Raw genomic sequence first — 20,730 nt, forward strand, 5'->3', positions numbered from 1 at the left:
CACCCTTCTTTTTAATCTGCTAATCGCTTCATATCACGTATAATATCTTCGTATGGCGTATTACTAATGCCACTATATTTTTTCATTACTTTTCCGTTTTGATCGATTAGATAAAAAGATGTACCGTGTATTACTTGCCCATCTTCTGGTTTATCTACAAGCGATTGGAAGTTATCTTTTGAAAACTTTGTAATTTCCTCCAGTGAATACCCTGTTAACAAGTTCCAGTTACTTGTATCTTCTGTAAACTTTTGAATGAAAGTTTTCAAATTTTCTGGTTTATCAAGTTCAGGATCTACACTAAACGAAACAAACTCAACATCCAATTTCTCTTCCTTAGCCATTTTCTGTAATTTAGCCATATTAGCAGTCATTGGCGGACAAACTGTTTGACAGTTTGTAAACATGAAATCAGCTACCCAAACTTTCCCTTTTAAATCTTTTGTACCAAATGGCTTTCCTTCTTGATTTGTAAATTGGAAAGTTTCTAAATCCCAGTTTAACGGTTTACGTAATTTTGAACCTGAACTGCTACAACCTGCAAGTACAAAGAGACAAAATACAACCATAAGACCAATTAACTTTTGATAACGCTTCATTATTAAACCTCTTTTCTCTTTCCTTAATTTATGTAAGTAATGTATATCATAACAAAAGTAAACACTATGAGAAAATTGTTTACGTCATTTGTTCACGAAATCGTACGATTTTACGTATGTTACTTCTTTATTTAAAGCTAATTACTAGACAAAATATATTTTACTACTATTATTTCTCTAAACATTATTTACGAAACAAAGTTCATTGTTAAATTTGTAAATACCTATCCCTGTTTTTTTACAATTACTTAAACATTAATCCATGTTAAACACTGTATTCCTTAACAACATTTCGGTACAATACAACTACAACGATTTTAAATGAGGTGATGTTCATGGCTAAGCGCTATGAAAATATGGATAATGTAAGTACAAAAAAATCAATTCGCTCCTTCCTACGCTGGCGTAAAGAGAGAAAGCAAAACAAAAAAGACTTTTCTTTTCTAGTAGAACAATCACCTGTTAAACAAAGTAAATTTTTGCAAAGTAATGTTGAAAAAACGACTGTCACATGGATTGGGCATTCCACTTTTCTTATCCAAACGAATGGACTTAATATATTAACGGATCCAGTATGGGCCAATAAATTAAAGCTAGTTCCAAGACTCACAGAACCTGGACTCTCTATAGAAGAATTACCTAAAATTGATATTGTCCTTATTTCACACGGTCATTACGATCATTTAGACTTTTCATCTCTGCGCCAACTAAATGATGATGCCTTATACCTTGTTCCTATTGGGCTTAAAAAATTATTCACTCGTAAAAATTTTACCAATGTAGAAGAATACAACTGGTGGGAAAGTACAACAATTGATGAAGTCTCTTTTCACTTCGTACCTGCCCAGCACTGGACGAGAAGATCATTATTTGATATGAACACCTCTCACTGGGGAGGATGGATCATTGATAATATAACTTCTTCAGAAACCATTTATTTTTGTGGTGATAGTGGTTATTTCCAAGGTTTTAAAGAAATTGGAAAACGTTTTTCAATTGATATTGCACTTATGCCAATTGGCGCCTATGAACCAGAATGGTTTATGAAAGTGTCTCACGTTTCACCTGAAGAAGCTGTGCAAGCCTATTTAGATATAAAAGCTACACATTTCATTCCAATGCACTACGGTACTTTTGCTTTAGCAGATGAAACACCAAGAGAAGCAATAACAAGACTACGAAATAACTGGAATTTACGAATGCTACCGTGGGAACAACTACATGTTCTCTTTTTAGGTCAAACTTTCACTTATAATAGCGCAACAAATGATAAACAAGTAAATGAAAAAATCGAAACGCTACATGTATAACGGAACTACTTATTTCTTGCATCCATCATATAATATAGAAAATCATAAAGTGAACTTTAATCAGTGGAGTTTTCTTCATCCCCACTGATTATTAGCCTTCACCAATCGGGCTTTTACGGGCAGCCCGACTCCCGCCTAACCTCTTTGCTCCAGCTGAATTTTGAGGTGGGAGTTTTGCTGTCCGCAAATAGCGGGGTAAAGGGTGTTTTCTATGAAAGAATATTTGCAGACTCGTTATATCATTAGCGGTTGTGCCTGTATAACCCTTCTTATTTCTTACTTTCTCTTCACATAAAAAAGCTACTTGAAATATATTTCAAGTAGCTTTTTTATTACTCTGCTAAATACATAAATCCGATTGCGCCCGGACCTGTATGAGTACTAATAACTGGAGTTGTATAGAAAATTTCAGATTGTGCGAATCCACTCGCTTTTTCAATCGCTGCTTTCATACTTTCAGCTAAAGGAATTGCTTTTGCATGAGGAATCCCAACAGCTTTTATAGACTTCCCTGCTGTATCCTGTTCAAATAATTTAGTTAGTGTCTTTACAATCTGCCCTTGACTACGAACTTTTGTGACAGGATTGTATGCTCCACCATCAAGGTTTGCAATTGGTTTGATATTCAGTAAAGAGCCGATAAACGCTTTTCCTTTACCAATACGTCCACCTTTCACTAAGTTCTCCAATGTATCTACAACTACATATAAGCGAGTATTTTTTCTCACTTCTTCAATTCGCGTTAAAATTTCTTCTAATGAGCGCTCTTCTTTTGCCAACTTTGCTGCTTCAATTACTTGATATGCTAATGCATGGCTAATGAACTGAGAATCAACGACTGTTACTTTTGTATCGGTCATTGATGCAGCACTATTTGCTGTTGCAACAGTACCACTCATTCCACCTGTCATATGGATGGATAGTACTTCGCTCCCATCTTCCCCTAACTTTTCATACATTTCTACAAATGTACCCATAGCTGGTTGTGATGTTTTTGGTAATTCTTCTGATTTTGCCATCTCTTCAATAAATTCATCTGGTTGTAGATCAACGCGATCTAAATATGTTTGTCCATTTACAGAGATTGATAATGGTAGAACATGAATGTCATACTTCTCAATCACCTCTTGTGATAAATCTGCCGTTGAATCTGTTACAATTTTAATTTTTTGCATATTATATTCTTCCCTTTCCAATACGCTCTCCTTGTTATTATACTAGCATTCCAGATGCTTTCAACAATTTCGAATAAATTTCACCAAATTAATTATATTTCTATACCTAAAATGAAAAAGACAGAGCCGATCTAACTCTGTCCCTGCTGTATATTATGCATTCTTTTCAAGAGTATTTGTTTTATATACATTTGAATAATCATTCCACTTCAAACAACTTTGTAAATATTCACGGAAAGAGTACGAGAATCTTGGATTTTTATGTTTTTGAATTTTTGCAATAAACAATTGAAGACGAGACTGAATTAGAAACGCTAATGGATGCTGTGTTTGTAGGACAGGGATTTCAAATATTTTAATACAACTCCCTGTTGCATGAGTGAAATAAAAACTTTTCGTAATCACAATATCAATCCTCTTTTTCGTTGGATTTTTGAACTTCCTCCACTTTATTCTTTAACACGTTTTTCAAGTGTAGGTTTCCTATGAAAACTAAAATATTTTTAAGCGGCCCCCGTTTAGAAGTTAATACTTAATTTATATCCACCTAATTTGGCCCCTGTCCTATATATCCCTTGAGACGGGAGTCTTATTACCCATATATAGCTCGATAACTTCAGTATAAACTTATAAAGGTGAAAAGTTTGTCTAAATTTTGGAGATTCTATAATTTTTTTCTTCTATATATTGTATACGATTATAGCTAGAGTATAACAAATAAATTAAAAAGTGCCTTTATAAAGAGGCACTTTTCGACTGTTTTTCTTCTCTTTTTTGTTTTCGCTTACTAACAATCTTTGATAAAGCAATACTAATTTCATAAATACAAATAAGTGGTACCGCTACCAAACTATGTGATAAAAAATCAGGTGGTGATATACATGATGCAATAATAATCAATGTTACATATGCATACCTTCTTATTTTCACAAGGAATTCTGCCGTTAAAAGTCCGATACTCGTTAAAAACATCACCACTACAGGTAATTCAAAAATAACTGCAAATGGCACTGTTAAATTAAGTACAAAATGAAAATATTTTTCTGTAGTAAACATCGTATTAAACATTTCATTACCAATTGTCGTTAAAAAATGAAATAGAAACGGCATTACAATAAAATATCCGAAACACAAACCTGCAATAAATAATATAGATAGTACCGGTATATACATTAATGTCATTTTTTGTTCATTAGGATGCAAACCAGGCTTTACAAATAACCAAATTTGTATCGCAGCAAAAGGAATCGTACAAACGATAGCAAATACTGTAGCAATCGAGAAAAAAATCCACAATACATCACTCGGTCCCAGAACTGTTAACTTCATCGGCAAATCTTTTACGAGCCCAAAATATATATCCTTCGTAAAAGTAAATCCAATAATTAAAAATAGTACAAATGATAAGACTGTATATATTACTCGTTTACGAAGCTCAACAATATGTTCTACTACGCTCATTTCTTGATCTTCCATCTCGTTCACCACACTTTATTTATCCATTACAAGGAAAATCCATTACATTTTTTCTTTCTTTTCCTTCTCTTGAAATGCATCATCTGTCAATTCTTTCGTTGATTTTTTAAACTCTTTTAACGTTTCCCCTAAAGCCTTCCCGATTTCCGGTAATTTTTTAGGTCCAAATAAAATGAGTACAGCTACTAAAATTAAAATTAACCCTGGAAAGCCAATATTTGAAAACATTTCTCCATCCCCTTTATTAGTAGATTCCTTGTCCTACTATTACATAATTTTATTTTGTCAAAAAAGTTTGAAAACGTCAACAATTCCGTTATCTTTTGTCAAAAAAATTCAAAAATATAATCAATTATACAAATTTCATTTTCTATTGCCCTTGTGTATGATATGGTAAGGGAAATGAGAAATTATTTTATGATAGTAGAAAGGATTTGCATAATGACTGAAAAAATGACACGAATGACACATTTTGTGAAAGAAGAAATTGCAAATGCAATTACACATGGTATCGGTGCCATTTTAAGCATCCCTGCCTTAGTTATATTAATTATTCATGCTTCTAAGCACGGTACCGCATCTGCTGTTGTTGCATTTACTGTTTATGGTGTAAGCATGTTCTTACTGTACTTGTTTTCAACGTTGCTACATAGCATTCACCATCCAAAAGTAGAAAAATTATTTACTATTTTAGATCACTCAGCCATCTATTTACTAATCGCTGGCACATATACTCCTTTTCTACTCATTACACTTCGTGGACCTTTAGGTTGGACGTTACTCGCTATTATATGGACACTTGCAATTGGCGGTATTGTCTTCAAAATTTTCTTTGTACGCCGCTTTATAAAAGCATCAACTTTATGTTACATCATTATGGGCTGGCTCATAATCGTTGCTATTAAACCACTTTATGAAAATCTAACTGGACACGGTTTTTCACTACTGTTAATAGGTGGCATTTTATATTCTGTTGGGGCTATATTCTTTCTTTGGGAAAAGCTACCTTTCAATCATGCCATTTGGCATCTTTTTGTTTTAGGTGGTAGTACAATGATGTTCTTCTGCGTACTCTTTTACGTCTTACCTGCAGTGTAATAAAAAAAGTTTCAGCTTGATGTAAGCTGAAACTTTTTTTATTACTTATGTAATTGAGATGCAATAATATCCTGTGTATGCTTCGTTAATTCTTTAATATCCATATTCGCATACTCTTCAGGTGTAATCGGCTTAGAAATTGTTACTGTTGCATGAGCTGGTTTCATGCGATTTCCATTCGCTTCAAACATTTTATATGTACCATCTAACGTTACTGGTAAGATTGCTACACCAGATTTTACTGCTAGGTGAAAACTCCCCGCTTTAAACTCTCCAATTTCGCCACCCTTACTTCTCGTTCCTTCAGGGAAAATTACGATAGAATGTCCATTCTTTAATAGTTCAATTCCATCTTTAATCGCTTGAAGAGATTGACGACGATCATCACGAACCATAAATACACAATTCATAAGTTCCATCCAAGTTGGTACAACTGGAAATTTCTTAATCTCTGCCTTTGAAACGAATCCAATTGGTTTATTTAAGTAACCTAGTAAAACAGGGATATCCATATTACTTTGATGATTACTTACAACTAGTACTGGCTTGTCTTTCGGAACATTTTCAAGTCCTTTTACTTCTACTGTCCCCCCAGCAACACGTACCATTTTTTTACCAAACCAATTTGTCGTTTTATACACAGCATTATCTTTTTCTTCCGGTGACATCGTATTTACTTGTTTTTTAAGACGCCACATTCTCGGTGTAATCGCAATTACGATTAAAATTAAATAAAAGATTTTAAAAAACGTTTGAATCATACAGAACCCCCACCTATTATCATTCCGACCTTCATTATACTAGACAAACGAAGGAAAAAGAAGAAAAAATGTCCAAACAACAAGTGTTTGGACATTTTTAAGTATTCTATATTAGAAACGTTTTGCTAATTCACGAGCATTAGCAATTGCTGCTTCTTTAATTTCTGGTGCTTTTTCAGGGTTTGCATTCATACCTTCAACTGCAATATATTCAGTATCATTTACACCAATGAATCCTAATACTGTTTTTAAGTGATTGCGACCGAAGTCTACAGCTGCATATGCTCCTTCAGAATAAACGCCACCTGTCGCTTGAATGTGAAGTGCTTTTTTGCCTTCTAATAAGCCAACTGGACCATTTTCAGTATATTTGAATGTTTTACCTGCGATTGCTACGTTATCTAAGTATGCTTTTACTACTGGTGGATAGCTAAAGTTCCACATTGGAGTTACGAATACATAACGATCTGCATGCATAAATGTTTCTAGGTTTGTGTTCATTGCTGCTACTTTTTGTTGTTGAACTTCAGTTAAAGTTTCAAAACCTTCACCTGCTGCAAATTTACCCCAAGCAGCAAATACATCTGCATCAATTGCTGGTACGACAGTATTAAATAAATCAACTGTTACAACTTCGTCTTGTGGATGCTTGTTTTTGTAAGCTTCGATGAAAGCTTCTCCTACTGCCATTCCGAAAGAACCTTCTGCTGAATTTGGATTTGCTGTGATAAATAGTACTTTTGTCATTGTATTCTCTCCCTTTTTACATTTTATCTTTAATTTGAGATTTATGTTTTGTAAGTAAATAACTTACCTTATGTAAGTATAATACAAAAAGTTATACTTGCTGTCAATAAAAAATAGCTACTTTTTTTCGTAAGTTAATAAGTTATGTAGTTTCATTTTACTTTTGTATATAAACATTAAGATTTTAACCAAATAAAAAACTACCTCCCTATTTCATGGAGGTAGTTTCTATCAATTTCTATTTTTGAAAAATATGTTTCACTTTTTCAGCTGGAATGTTACTTCCGCCTCTACCTTTTACATCTTCAATCATCATTGTAATGACCATATCAGGTGAATTTAAATCAAACGCAGCGAACCAGCCTAGTTCTTTTCCTTCGGCCTCTTTAGATACTTTTAATTCCGCTGTACCTGTTTTTCCAGCAAGAGTCATTCCATCAATTTTAGCAATTTTCCCTGTACCATCTGGATCATTAATTACTTTTGTTAAAGCAGTTTTTAATATATCTTGATTTCCTTTAGAAATCACATTTTCTTTCCAAGCTTTTGGTTGTTTATCTGTTTTAATGATATACGGCGTGGGAATCGTTCCATCATTTACAATTGGCGCATACGTTAAAGCTAAATGAAGAGGAGTCATTAACACTTGTCCTTGTCCATAACCTGTGTCTGCCATTTGAATATCATTTTTAATACCATCATTTGCGATTTTAGAAGCTGGGAATCCATATTCAATTGGTAATTTCTCATCGAATCCGAATTTTTTCGCTTCACTCATAAATTTGTCTTTCCCAATTTTTAACGCTTCTTGTGCGAAGTAAATATTATCCGAGTATTTCATTGCCTTATCAAGATCAATCGGATTTGCATCTTTCACACGCGTTACATAATAATTACCCCAAGAAGAATCTTTTGTCCATTTCAATCCTTCAATTTTCAACTCTTCTTTTGGATCAATCGTTTTTGTTTCAAGACCAATTGCAGCTGTAATTGGCTTAAATACAGAACCTGGTACCGATAATTGTGTAAAACGATTCGTCATTGGTTTTTTCGGATCATTATTCCAAGCTTCGCGTTGTGCTTTCGATGTTCCTCGTGCAATTAAATTAGGATCATAAGCTGGACTACTTACAAGAGCAATTGTTTCTCCACTTTTCGGATTAATCGCCGCACTTGAACCAGCTTCTCCCTTCATTTCATTATACGTTTTTTCTTGAACAACACTATCAATAGTTAAAGTTACATTTTCTCCATCAACAGCATCTGTTTTTGCCAAATTTTTAATTTCTTTTCCTTGTGCATCTTCTACAAAGACACGGCCACCCTTTTTACCGCGTAGCTTTTCTTCCAACACTTGCTCTAATCCAGCCTTACCAACTGGCTCATCAGCTTGATAGCCTTTCTTTTGTAGCGTTTTTAAATCTTCAGCATTTACCTTTCCGATATAACCAGTTAGATGAGCTGCAGCTTCCCCTAACGGATATGTACGAACATTTACAGGTTTTGTTACAACACCAGGTAAATCAAGATACGTATTTTGCGTTGTCCCTTCAGGTAAAATTCCAATTGGTACGAGATACCCTGGTTTTACCCATTTAGCAGCTAGTTTTTGATCAATTTCTTCTACAGACATATTTAGCAACTTCGCTATCGTTTCCTTCGTTTGCGGAGCAGCATCTCCTAATTTTTCTGGAATCATTCCAATTTCAGAAGCTTTACCATTTACCGCAAGATATTTACCGTTACGGTCATATATTTCTCCACGTTTTGGTTGCGTCGTTTGCATACGCACTTTACTATCTTTTGTCATGCCTGGGAATATAAAATCAGGAGTCCAATCTATTTTCCATGATTCTTTATCTCCATCTTTTTCTTTCACCATTTTCGCTTCATGGCCAAAAGTGACTTTACCACCAACTGTATCCATGCTTACCTTAAAAGGAACAGGGCCTTCATCTTTTTTATCTTCTTTTACTTCCCCTGTTTCTACCTTTAAGTCTTTCACTTCGATACCAGAATATATCTTTTCATATTTCTCAGTAAACTCTTTCTTTGAAATATCTTTTTTTGCATTTTCTGATAATTGATCATACATATCTGCAAATTTTTGTTTATTCCATGCTTTCGCATATGTATCAAACGCTTCTTGTGGTTTTTCTTCTTTACCGCATCCGACTAACATGAATGTTAAGCAAAGAAATAGAATCCCCCATATCTTTCTCAATCGATTCTCCTCCTCTTTCTACATTAATACTTTTGAAAATTTTAGCATTTTTCACATGCTATCTTTCATTATAGCACTATCGAATATCATCTATAAACTTACATTTATAAATACAAATAAAAAAATTGATGCGAATACTCACATCAATTTTTATTATTATTATTATTATTGTTGTTTCTCGTATACATGGTAATAATACGTATACGGATTTTTTTCATCCGTTAAACCTTGTTCTACAAAAATCTCTTTCCAATTTGTTATATCCATTTCTGGGAAGAATGTGTCTCCTTCAAATGCGTGGTGGATTTTTGTTATATATAACTTGTCTACATAAGGTAAAAAGAGATCATAAATTTGCGCTCCGCCAAAAATAAAAATCTCTTCTTCATTTTTACATAGTTCAAACACTTCTTCTACAGTATGAGCTACTTCGCAGCCTTCTACATGATACCCTTCATTACGAGTTACAATAATATTACGTCTTCCAGGCAATGGTCTACCAATCGCTTCATAGTTTTTTCTTCCCATAATAAGCGGGTGGCCCATCGTCGTTTTCTTCACGTATTGTAATTCACTAGGTAAACGCCAAGGTAAGTTATTATCTTTCCCAATTACTCTATTCTCGTCCATTGCGACCATAAATGAAATAATCATTCTTTTCATCTCCTCTACAATTACACTGCAACCGGTGCTTTAATTGCTGGGTGTGGATCGTATCCTTCAATCGTTAAATCTTCCATTTCAAAATCGAACACAGATTTTACATCTGGATTTAATGTAAGTTTCGGGAATGGACGTGGTTCACGTGCCAACTGTTTTTCTACTTGTTCAAAATGATTCGTATAAATATGTGCATCACCAATTGTATGAACAAACTCGCCAACTTCAAGACCACATTCATGTGCAATTAAATGTGTTAGTAATGAATAGCTTGCGATGTTAAATGGAATCCCAAGGAATATGTCACCGCTTCTTTGATATAACTGACAAGAAAGCTTTCCATCTGCTACATAAAACTGGAATAGCGTATGACAAGGCGGTAAAGCCATGCTTGGTACATCCTCAGGATTCCAAGCAGAAACAATTAGTCGACGTGAATCTGGCGTTTTTTTAATCATTTCAATTACATCTTTTAGTTGATCAAGCGTTTCACCAGCTGTCGTTTTCCAAGCACGCCATTGCTTTCCGTATACGTCTCCTAAATAACCATATTTATTCGAAAAATCATCATCTTCTAGAACGTTCTTTTTAAACAATTCCATTTGCTCATCGTATTGCTTCTTAAATTCCTCATCTTGTTGAGAGCGAAGACCGAAATCTGTCATATCAGGACCTTTATATTCGTCACTTTCTACCCAGCTCTTAAACGCCCATTCATTCCAAATATTATTATTATGTTGCAATAAATAACGAATATTTGTATCACCTTTCATAAACCAAAGCAGTTCACTTGCTACAAGGCGAAATGGGACTCTCTTAGTCGTTAATAAAGGAAATCCTTTACTTAGATCGAAACGCATTTGGTAACCAAATACAGATACAGTACCTGTCCCCGTACGATCTTCTTTCTTCGTACCGTGCTCCATTACATGACGGCATAAATTTAAGTATTCATATTCAGCATGTTTCATATGTAAGAAAACCTTCTTTCAATCTTATATGCAATTTATCATAACATGAAAAACAGCGAATTTAATAATCCAAATTAATAAAAAACATTTCTATATTAACAGAATTCTACCTCATTTATTTTCTTACAAAATGTAAATTCATAATCGCCCGATCCTAGTTCCTTTTCAATCCTATCTCGCATTTCCCATTCAGCTTCCTGAATTCGTAACGTTGCTGTAGTATTTGCCGGTACTGAGACATTTAATATAGCTTGTTCATGTTCTACACGCCAATCAATTTTAATTTCTCCATACGCTGTTTCACGCTTTATATTAATCCATTCTAGATTGGAATCAAAATGAGGCTGGATATAAAAATGTTTATATACAAGCTTTGTTTCATTCACTTCTAACCCAACAATATATCGGTATATCCATTCAACGATAGAACCGTATGCGTAATGATTATAAGAATTCATGCTATCCTTCCAAAGTGTTCCATCTTCTTTCACACCATCCCAATGTTCCCAAATGGTTGTAGCTCCTTTCTTCACTTGATATAACCAAGAGGGATAATCTTCATGAAATAGAAGCTTACAAGCAAGGTCGTGACGGTTAAACTTGCTTAATATTAAATTCAAGTACGGAGTTCCTATAAAACCAGTTGTTAAATGATTTTTATTTTCTTTTATAAGCACAATTAAGCGATTAAATACTTTCTCCTTCACATTATCATTTATTAATTCAAACAACAGCACCAATACATGGGCAGTTTGGGTATCTGAAATTAATCTACCATTTGGTGTAACGAATTCATTTTGAAATGCTTGAACAATATTTGCATGTAACTCTTCATAAAACCTAGCATCTGTTTTTTCACCTAAAATCCCAGCAATTCTTTGTAAAAGCGATGTAGAATACGCATAGAAAGCCGTCGCAATAAAATACTTGTCTGTTTCGCCTTCATACACATCTGGTTTCGTATCTAATGCAAGCCAATCTCCTAAATGATAACCTGTATCCCATGTATACTCGTTATCACCTTGTGAACGTATGTAATCTATATACTTCTTCATACTGTCATATTGTTCTTTTAAAATCAATACATCCCCGTAATGCAAATAATGAACCCACGGACAAATAATGGCTGCATCGCCCCAACCTCCAGAAGTATCAAGATCAAAATCCGCTCTTTTTCCAAACGCATCTGGAATAACTAAAGGCACAGCTCCGTTAACATTTTGATCTAATGATAAATCTTGGAGCCATTTCTTAAAGAACGATTGAACATTCATGATTTGTGTAGCTGTCCCGATGAACATTTGTGCATCTCCTGTCCATCCAAGTCGATCATCACGCTGTGGACAATCTGTTGGCACATCAAAGAAGTTACCTCTTTGGGACCATTCCACATTATGATGAAGCTGATTGATTAATGGATTGGACGTTTCGAACTCAGTCGCTTTTTCCATATCAGTATGCAATACAATCCCCTCAAAATCTGTTATTTGAGGTGGTTGGGTTAATCCACTTATTTTCACATACCTAAAACCTTGATATGTAAAATGAGGCTCAAACTTTTCCTCAGCTTCTCCTTTTGCTATATATACTATTTTTTGTTTTGCCTTTCGGAGATTTCCAGTATAAAAACTACCGTCTTTATTTAATATTTCAGCATGTTGTAATTCTATCTTTTGTCCACTATAAACATGACGAACTGTAAATCGCACCCAGCCCACCATATTTTGTCCCATGTCAATGAGCCACTCATGATTTGGTAGTTTTGAAATAGAGATTGGTTTTATGATTTTCATTTTACGAATCGATTCGTTTTCTTGTGCAACAATTATTCGTTTAGAATGACCAATTACTTCCACATTCTCTAACTCTTGCCCACTTTCTTCTAACCTAGCGTCGTAAACTTCTCCTTCATAAATTTCAGAATACAAAATAGGGCTTTTTTCTACCTTCCACGTTTCGTCTGTTACAATTTTTTCTTTCGTTCCATCCTCATACGTTATATGTATTTGAGCAATAATCGCACGTCTTCCCCCGTAATAATTACGTACATGATGCATTGTAAGCGGTCCTTTAAACCATCCATTACCTACCAGTATAGAAATAGCATTGTGCTCATCCTTTAATAAATGCGTTATATCGAACGTTTGATACAATACTCTCTTATCATAACTCGTCCATCCAGGAGTAAAGTAACTCTCTCCAATACGCTCTCCATTTATAGCGGCCTCATATAATCCTAAACTTGTTATATATAAACGTGCTTTTTTTACTAATTTTTTAATAAAAATATTTTTATTAAAGGACATAACTTGTGTTCGCTCTTTTTTTGCAGCAATCCAGTTTCCCGTCCAATTGTCACTTTGTAATCCAGTCTCCCAAAATGCTACTTTTGACCAAGATGACTCTTCTTCATGATTATCCCACACCTTCACTCGATAAAAATAGCGTGTCTCCGTTCTATATAGAAAGGAATTGATCGGTATATGTAAACTTTGATCTGTTTCTACTTTCTGTGAATCAAATACTATATTTTCAAAATCTTTATCCTTCGCAACTTGCAATTGATAAGCACGTTGTTTGACATTTCGGTTATTCGACTCAAGCTGCCAACTAATTTTAACAGCTTTTGAATCTATGCCTATCGGATTAATTTTATTATCGCAAAGTATTTTCTTTATTGTTAGCACGCTTTTTCACCCTCTCTTCTCAAATCCAATTTAAATTAATTATAATAAAAATAAAATTCTAAATAAATAATAATTTTATTTATTCTTACAAAATTATTAACTTTCTGTATTTAAAAAGGGTTTCACTTTTCTATTACAGAAAGTATAGTGCGGAACATAAAAATTATATTTGGAGGTTGAAAGCATGTCTAAAATCAAAACTCCTGTTTTAAGTACGTTACAACATAAGGTTGAGAAGATGATGAAGGATTTAAACGTTCCTGGCGCTGCTATAGCTGTTATAAAAGATGGCGAAGTAATCATTTCAGAAGGTTTTGGCTATCGAAACATAGAGAAAAAAGAGGCTGTTACTCCGCAGACACGATTCGCAATCGGTTCCGCAACGAAAGCATTCGGGACACTTTCATTAAGCTTACTAGCACAGCAAAAAAAATTTAATTGGGATACCCCTGTCCAATCTTACGTACCTAACTTCTCTCTATCCGATATGCTCGCTAACTCGCAAGCTACAGGACGAGATTTGGCTTCTCATCGAACTGGTGTAAGTCGTCATGAGGCTCTCTGGTACAGCTCTTCCTTATCTCGAAAAGATCTAGTTGAAAAAATAAAACATTTACCACTTGATGCGCCGTTCCGAACAGCGTTTCTATATAACAACTTAATGTATGCGACAATTAGCTACATTGTGGAAAACATTACAAATCAAATGTGGGAACAATACGTTACAGAACATATTTTAGAGCCTTTAAATATGAATCAAACAAATTTCTCTGTTACAGACTCACAAAATACAGACGATTATGCTTTACCTTACATGGAAAATGACGGTGAAATAAAAGAAGTTCCATTCCGTAATATCGATACAGTTGGCGCTGCTGGATGCATTAATTCTACAATTGAAGATATGGCAAATTGGGTACTTCTTCACTTAAACGAAGGAAAGTTTGGAGATCATGAATTAATCTCCTCTGAATTATTACAACAAATGTATACACCACACAATTCCATTCCAGATCAACCAGTTCTATCACTCCCTGAATCTCCATTAAATAGTTACGGCCTTGGTTGGTTTATTAGCGCTTATCGTGGTAATAAAGTGATTCATCATGGCGGTAATATTGATGGATTTTCGGCACTTGTTTCATTCATGCCAAAAGAAAATGTAGGCCTTGTCATTTTAACGAATGCCGGAAGCACATTACTCCCTACTTATCTTGCTAACCAAATTTATGACGATCTACTTGAATTAGAAGGCATCGATTGGCATAAACGTGCTGTTGAAGATACTGAAAAAATGAAGGAAATGATGAAAGAAGCAACTGAATCCCTTCCTGAACAAATTAAAGGGACTGCACCTTCTCACAAGTTAGAGGATTATACTGGTACTTTTGAACATCCTGCTTATGGAGCATTACAAGTATATAAACGGGATGATTCATTACACGTACAATTTATGGAGATGGAGATTCAATTACAGCATCATCATTACGACATTTTCTCCGCACCAGTTGACTTGTTCCAAGCAAAAATGAATCTATTATTTGCATATGAAATGAATGTGAATGGTGAATTCCCATCACTTCAGTTACATGTGCCCGCTATGCTAAGTACTCAGCCGCTTACATTTACTAAAATTGAATAGTTAATTTCATAGAGGGAAGCTTTCGCTTCTCTCTATTTTTTCACAAGTAGAAATTTCATCTAAAACCATTAATTTATTTATCTAATTAAACAAATAATACTTTAGCACTACTCAAACCATTCATCATTATATAAGCTCAAAATACTCCTTTAGCATGTAAAAAAAGAGCAATCTTATTAGTTGGTTCATATAAACTATTGGATATTTGTAAGTCTGTAAATGCAAAGATACATAGTAAAATAGCAAAGCTAGCAATTAATATCACTTTTCTATTTTTCATCATGCTCCCTACTTTCCACTATGCTTTAATATAAAATTCCCCATTTCAATTGCTAAATCTTCACTTTGAGGATAGACACCTACGTTATCTCCATAAGCGTGCCCTAAACCACGATAAAGAACTGTTTCGGTATCAACTCCTTTGTTAGTTAATTTAGCTGCATAAGCTAAGCATTCTATCATTAAAAAATCATGCTCTCCTACCGTAATAAATGTACTTGGATAGTCTGGGGATACATCAACATATGGACTTAAATACTTAGAATTAATTTCTTTCGTACCAAGTACTTCTGACATACCTCCAACCATTGAATGCATAATATTAAGCATTTTTTCTAATCCTTTTTTATACTTTGGAGCAATTTCATATTTATCTATACTCCAAGAATAAAACTCATCTTCATAATCACACATGTTAATTGTAGGATACAGTAGCAACTGTCCCTTCACGTACTTCCTACCATCTTCCAAATCTTTAGTTGTACAATACTGTGTTAAGTTCCCTCCTGCACTATCACCTGCTACAAAGATATTATTCTTATCACCGCCTAATGTGCCAGCATTCTCATAAATCCACTTTAAAGTAGTGTAACAATCTGTATGCCCGGTTGGAAAAGGATTTTCTGGAGCTAATCGATAATCCACAGAAACGGCTAGTATATCTGTTTTTTCTACTATCAATTTCACAAGTTCTTCTACCACATCAGGTGATCCTGCCATAAATCCGCCACCATGAATAAAGTATAAAATTGGTGCATTCTCTCGTTTAGTACTACTGTTATAAATTCTTATAGGTATATCATAGCCATCTTCCGCTTTCACTGTTTTATGCGCAATATTTATGTCTTTAGTGACAATTGGAACACTTTTAATTCCATTAAATTGTTTTCGCATATTCTTTACCGATTTTTCAGAAGCATCCATTTTCATCATATTTTTAGGCATAAACCTCATTACATTCATTTGAACCTTCGTATCCTTATAAAGGCGTGGATCCATCGCTCCTTTTTCATCGCAATCTGGTATGTTTTTTACTAAGACTTTTGCCCCCTGCACATTGATGGTTTCTTGTTTTTCTTGAATTTGTTCTAATAAGTCTAAGTCATATTTTCTAGTCATCTAATATTTCTCCCCTCTAAATTCAAGCGCTTTCATTATTCAGGATTATATAACTTCCCGTTTACTAAATAAAAATACGTTCCATGTACAAAATGTACCATGGAACGTATTTTTATTGTTGTTCATATTTGATTCGATTATAGTCATTTTTTGATATGATATTTTTCCTATACTGTAATGGTGTATATCCATATTTGTCTTTAAACTGTGAAATAAATGATTTCACATTTGGAAATCCATGTTTCAGCGCTATATCTTGTATAGAATTCGTACTTCTAATAATATCTTCATACGCTTTATAGAGCCTGTATCTCGTTAAAAAAGTGGTGAAATTTGATCCGAATGATTTTTTAAACATACGTGAAAAATGTTCTTCACTTACAAAAAAATGTTTAGCCACATCTTTCAGTTTTAGTTCCTCATCATAATGTTTGTAAATATACGTAATTATTTCTTTCTGTCTACTTTCAAGTTGAAAATCATTGTCTATATTCTCCCCATCTTTGCAATATCGCAATAGAATATAAACAATTTCATAAATTAAACTATTAATTTTTATATAAGTTAAATCATCAGAATTTGTAACTAACCCCTTTAATTCATAAAACATTTGCTGGAGGTTAGTTTTCTGAACAACTGATTCTTTTATATTAAATCTATATTTATCAAAATCTTCATTTAGCTCTTTAAGAAATTCATAAGAAATAATTAGCATCATGACTGCACAACTTATATTTTCAACTTTTTCAAATTCATGAACATCTCCACTATTTACAAAAATAAATTCGCCAGCAGATACTTTCTTTTTTTGCCCATTCACATACAAGAAAACGTCTCCATATACGACTAGGCTAATTTCAATACTTCTATGCCAGTGAGGAGGAATATAATAGTGAAAACCAGTAGGTAACATTGTGTCCTCTATATATTCAACCATTCCTGGGATTCTATCGCGTAATTTTATTTCTTCATATTTGCCTTGCCTGATTTTCAATAATTCACCCCCTTTTTTTATTATAATGGAGACATCAAGGTTTTCATTCCTTCATAAAAAAACTACATATATAGTATGTAAAGAGACCATCTCATGAGTTATTTACAAATAGCAGGTGTGAGATTTCCCACCTACTATCCTTATTTTCTATTCATCATTTCACTATCAAACCAAATCGGCTTCGATAATTCAAAGTTTTTATGATCCTCTAAAACGATAGTAAGACGTTCTAACATATCATCTAACATATGTGGTGCTGCTCGTAAACACCAAACAACTGAAGAGAAAACCGTCATGCCAACGTACACCGCATATAATTTCCAAAACTCCTCTGGTATTCTACCATTAAAGTATCCTTCTATTTGTCCGATTGAATACGGGATACTAATGTCTCTTGCAAATAATGCAATCTTTACGAAATCATGAAGTGGGTCGCCCCAATCATAGCCATTAAAATCAATAACACCTACATATTTCCCATCCCGTACAATTATATTTTCTAAATGAAAATCATCGTGTTGAAATCGATTCGGGCGGTTCTTTACATACATTTCATTTTCATCTATAAACTTAATAATTCTATCATCATTTTCTATTTTAAATCCGCATGTTTTATATGCCTCTAAATATTTTCTATGTTTTTCCATTGCTCTTTCATGCCAAGGCAGTAAGTCCTTGGGAGCTTCATATGTATGCATTTTTGCTAAATCTTTTCCTGCCTATATACCAATATCATATTGTTCTTTGGGTAAATACGTAGGTAATAGCTTCTTCGCATCTTCCCCTTCTATATAAGAAAAAATGCCATAGCATACACCTTCTTCTGCCAACAAACCCATTTCAATTGGTTTTTGTGCTTGCACACTACGGTTTTGCATTTCATTTAAAATTTGAAACTCTATTTTCTTTCTTTCATACTCTTTTATATCGCCTGTCCGCAATAAATATTTTTCATTACTCGCACTCGTAATTATATATTTCTTATCAGGTGAGAAACCTTTAGAAATTTCTTCAATATCCACTGCATCTTTTACTATTTGTATATTGTTTTGCCATGCTGTAATTGTCTTCATGTCTATTCCCCTTACATTTCCGCATTCGGTGTATACGCAACCTTTACAATAAAACCATTCGGGTCATAAAAGTCTATTGTATAGTATCCATCCTAATAATGCTTTATTTCGATAGGACCACATATAATCTTCACATTAGTATCGACTAAAAATCCCGATACCTCATCAACTACTTTTCTATTAATAGCTTGATAACAAATATGTCTCGGTCCTAACGTCCTTACAATTTTCCTCGTCTACTTCTTTAAAATATATTTCACTTTCTCCCGTACTATATGCTCCTTCGCTTAATTTTCTCCATCCAATTATTGAAAACAACATATCGTAAAAAGAAATAGACTCCTCTAAATTTGCTACCCAAAATTCAATATGATGAATACCTGCTCGAAGTGTATTCATATTAAGAATGCGCTCCCTGTACTACTTGCATTATTTCCATTGGCGTATTGACCATATAATCTGGCGCATCCCCTTTTACCGTTTCAATAACGTCATATCCCCAAGAAACCCAAATTACATTTACACCAGCTTTTTTACAAGCTGCTATATCACGTTGTTCATCACCGACATACAACATATCTTGTTCTGTTAGCTTTTTCGATTTTAAAAATCTTTTTATCATTTTATCTTTACCAAACAAATTTTTAGAACAATACACTTCCTGTATATTTTCTATATCATTATTGTGTAAAAATGCCCGAATATGCTCTTCTGAGTTCGATGATATGACTGCAATTCCGTAGCCTTTTTTATGTAGTTCATCTAATACATCTTTCATCCCATGGAACAAAACGAGATCTTTTATAGCAGGTTGATACAATTTATAAAACTCCAGCGCTAATATCGGTAGTTTATACAGAGGTACATCAAGCTTTTTACATCTCTCTGGCATCGTTAATTTACGTAAATACTCAATTTCTTCTTCCCTTACCGTTTTATATCCGTGCTTTTCAGCAAGTTGATTATAAATTGGTACAAATATATTTTGTGAATCTACTAATGTGCCGTCAAAATCAAAAACAATGTATTTTTGCATTCCCATACTCCCTTTGCTTTTTTTCCTAAACATATGTTATTCAACAACAGAAATGTCTTCCCCTTTCATAAATATAAAAAAAAGAACAAGATTTTCTCTTGTTCTTCTTTAAGACAGCCATTTCGGCGGTACATTCGTATTCCAATAAATATTTCCTAACTCATGGTGTCCTGAGTATCCATCATCAAAACGATGATAGTGGAAATTAAAATAATATCCATCTTGCGGTGGATGATCTCTCCTCACATGAAATCGCAGTAAGTCAATTCCTGATTTCGTGTCATAAACATGAAAAATCTTTTCATTATTTCCGCCAGCCGGTCTTTGAGAAATCGCTAATGATTGTAACGATTCTTCTGGCACATCATTGGCAAGTTCTGCAATTGCCTCTTCAATTTTAGGTAATACAACATCTTTAAATTCATCTTCAATTACAGGCCCAATTTTAGAGCCGAATTTTTGCATAGATTGCTTCTCTGCTTCTTGCATCGCATAATTAATAAAGGTATCGGTGGTTAACCTATCATTCGTTTCTTCATATGTATAGGACGTACTCTCCAAATTTTGTTGCCCAGCTGTGCTCGTAGGCTTGTCCGCAGCTTTGGCATTATCAAGTAATATGGAAGGAGGCGTCACTAAACCAAATGTAAATACGGTAATTAATGCGACTAAGGTTTTTCTAAACCAATTTGGCATTTATGTTCCCTCCCCTTTCGCTCATTATATTTTATATAACGATTGTTTCTTCTATTATACAAAATGATTGTAATTTTTGCACTTTACAATTTTGTTAACGTTCACATATTTTTCACTTGAATATGAAATTGTAAGATTTCATACACTATATATACAACAACGAGGAGGCGATCAGATGACTTT

The 20,730-nt window shown here is 33.9% G+C and carries 18 protein-coding genes and 3 pseudogenes; 3 read left to right on the forward strand and 18 right to left on the reverse strand.

The window, feature by feature from the left end; genetic code table 11:
* Positions 1-11: 11 nt before the first annotated feature.
* Positions 12-599 carry an SCO family protein gene (locus tag BAQ49_RS10080; protein ID WP_071745199.1) on the reverse strand — a complete coding sequence of 196 codons (588 nt, stop codon included), beginning with the start codon at positions 597-599 and terminating at the stop codon, positions 12-14.
* A gap of 335 nt (positions 600-934) precedes the next feature.
* Between BAQ49_RS10080 and BAQ49_RS10085 the strand changes: the two genes are divergently transcribed.
* On the forward strand, positions 935-1,909 hold the full coding sequence (locus BAQ49_RS10085) for an MBL fold metallo-hydrolase (RefSeq protein WP_071745200.1): 975 nt from the start codon (positions 935-937) through the stop codon (positions 1,907-1,909).
* A 332-nt stretch (positions 1,910-2,241) separates the two neighbouring features.
* Here BAQ49_RS10085 and BAQ49_RS10090 read toward each other — a convergent pair whose 3' ends face one another.
* The 4 genes from BAQ49_RS10090 to BAQ49_RS10105 form a co-directional block, all read right to left on the reverse strand.
* Positions 2,242-3,084 (reverse strand): DegV family protein, encoded by an 843-nt coding sequence (locus BAQ49_RS10090; protein WP_071745282.1) that lies wholly within the window; start codon positions 3,082-3,084, stop codon positions 2,242-2,244.
* Positions 3,085-3,237: 153 nt separating this feature from the next.
* Complete coding sequence (locus BAQ49_RS10095) at positions 3,238-3,489, reverse strand: DUF2535 family protein (protein WP_000629009.1); 252 nt, start codon at positions 3,487-3,489, stop codon at positions 3,238-3,240.
* Between the two features lie 330 nt (positions 3,490-3,819).
* Complete coding sequence (gene tatC, locus BAQ49_RS10100) at positions 3,820-4,560, reverse strand: twin-arginine translocase subunit TatC (protein ID WP_071745201.1); 741 nt, start codon at positions 4,558-4,560, stop codon at positions 3,820-3,822.
* Positions 4,561-4,602: 42 nt separating this feature from the next.
* Positions 4,603-4,788 carry a twin-arginine translocase TatA/TatE family subunit gene (locus BAQ49_RS10105; RefSeq protein WP_000492443.1) on the reverse strand — a complete coding sequence of 62 codons (186 nt, stop codon included), beginning with the start codon at positions 4,786-4,788 and terminating at the stop codon, positions 4,603-4,605.
* Between the two features lie 213 nt (positions 4,789-5,001).
* On the opposite strand from BAQ49_RS10105, the gene trhA reads away from it, so the two are divergent.
* The gene (gene trhA, locus BAQ49_RS10110; RefSeq protein ID WP_071745202.1) at positions 5,002-5,658 is read left to right on the forward strand and encodes a PAQR family membrane homeostasis protein TrhA; all 657 of its coding nucleotides are present in this window, start codon (positions 5,002-5,004) and stop codon (positions 5,656-5,658) included.
* 41 nt (positions 5,659-5,699) lie between these two features.
* Here trhA and BAQ49_RS10115 read toward each other — a convergent pair whose 3' ends face one another.
* The 6 genes from BAQ49_RS10115 to BAQ49_RS10140 all read right to left on the reverse strand — a co-directional run bounded on the left by BAQ49_RS10115 (position 5,700) and on the right by BAQ49_RS10140 (position 13,708).
* Positions 5,700-6,419 carry a lysophospholipid acyltransferase family protein gene (locus tag BAQ49_RS10115; RefSeq protein ID WP_071745203.1) on the reverse strand — a complete coding sequence of 240 codons (720 nt, stop codon included), beginning with the start codon at positions 6,417-6,419 and terminating at the stop codon, positions 5,700-5,702.
* Between the two features lie 111 nt (positions 6,420-6,530).
* Positions 6,531-7,166, reverse strand: coding sequence for an FMN-dependent NADH-azoreductase (locus BAQ49_RS10120; RefSeq protein WP_071745204.1), 636 nt, complete (start codon positions 7,164-7,166; stop codon positions 6,531-6,533).
* A gap of 238 nt (positions 7,167-7,404) precedes the next feature.
* Positions 7,405-9,390 (reverse strand): penicillin-binding protein 3, encoded by a 1,986-nt coding sequence (gene pbpC, locus BAQ49_RS10125; protein WP_071745205.1) that lies wholly within the window; start codon positions 9,388-9,390, stop codon positions 7,405-7,407.
* Positions 9,391-9,555: 165 nt separating this feature from the next.
* The gene (locus BAQ49_RS10130; RefSeq protein ID WP_071745206.1) at positions 9,556-10,044 is read right to left on the reverse strand and encodes a dihydrofolate reductase; all 489 of its coding nucleotides are present in this window, start codon (positions 10,042-10,044) and stop codon (positions 9,556-9,558) included.
* A gap of 20 nt (positions 10,045-10,064) precedes the next feature.
* Positions 10,065-11,021: a thymidylate synthase gene (locus tag BAQ49_RS10135; protein ID WP_071745207.1), complete on the reverse strand. Its 957-nt coding sequence runs from the start codon at positions 11,019-11,021 to the stop codon at positions 10,065-10,067.
* 95 nt (positions 11,022-11,116) lie between these two features.
* Complete coding sequence (locus BAQ49_RS10140; RefSeq protein WP_071745208.1) at positions 11,117-13,708, reverse strand: alpha-L-rhamnosidase; 2,592 nt, start codon at positions 13,706-13,708, stop codon at positions 11,117-11,119.
* A gap of 184 nt (positions 13,709-13,892) precedes the next feature.
* On the opposite strand from BAQ49_RS10140, the gene BAQ49_RS10145 reads away from it, so the two are divergent.
* Positions 13,893-15,350, forward strand: a complete 1,458-nt coding sequence (locus BAQ49_RS10145; RefSeq protein ID WP_071745209.1) for a serine hydrolase — start codon at positions 13,893-13,895, stop codon at positions 15,348-15,350.
* A 145-nt stretch (positions 15,351-15,495) separates the two neighbouring features.
* Here BAQ49_RS10145 and BAQ49_RS34240 read toward each other — a convergent pair.
* The 7 genes and pseudogenes from BAQ49_RS34240 to BAQ49_RS10175 all read right to left on the reverse strand — a co-directional run.
* Positions 15,496-15,630 (reverse strand): annotated as a pseudogene (locus tag BAQ49_RS34240) (phosphatase PAP2 family protein); the annotation flags it as partial.
* A gap of 8 nt (positions 15,631-15,638) precedes the next feature.
* Positions 15,639-16,748, reverse strand: coding sequence for an alpha/beta hydrolase (locus BAQ49_RS10150; protein WP_071745210.1), 1,110 nt, complete (start codon positions 16,746-16,748; stop codon positions 15,639-15,641).
* A gap of 112 nt (positions 16,749-16,860) precedes the next feature.
* Positions 16,861-17,742 carry an AraC family transcriptional regulator gene (locus BAQ49_RS10155; protein ID WP_071745211.1) on the reverse strand — a complete coding sequence of 294 codons (882 nt, stop codon included), beginning with the start codon at positions 17,740-17,742 and terminating at the stop codon, positions 16,861-16,863.
* Between the two features lie 140 nt (positions 17,743-17,882).
* A pseudogene (locus tag BAQ49_RS10160) lies at positions 17,883-18,815 on the reverse strand (aminoglycoside phosphotransferase family protein).
* Between the two features lie 11 nt (positions 18,816-18,826).
* Positions 18,827-19,214, reverse strand: a pseudogene (locus BAQ49_RS33470) (VOC family protein).
* Position 19,215: 1 nt separating this feature from the next.
* The gene (locus tag BAQ49_RS10170) at positions 19,216-19,851 is read right to left on the reverse strand and encodes an HAD family hydrolase (RefSeq protein ID WP_071745212.1); all 636 of its coding nucleotides are present in this window, start codon (positions 19,849-19,851) and stop codon (positions 19,216-19,218) included.
* Positions 19,852-19,959: 108 nt separating this feature from the next.
* Positions 19,960-20,547: a YpjP family protein gene (locus tag BAQ49_RS10175; protein ID WP_071745213.1), complete on the reverse strand. Its 588-nt coding sequence runs from the start codon at positions 20,545-20,547 to the stop codon at positions 19,960-19,962.
* Between the last annotated feature and the right edge of the window lie 183 nt (positions 20,548-20,730).

This window comes from Bacillus proteolyticus, from assembly GCF_001884065.1.
GTDB lineage: Bacteria > Bacillota > Bacilli > Bacillales > Bacillaceae_G > Bacillus_A > Bacillus_A proteolyticus.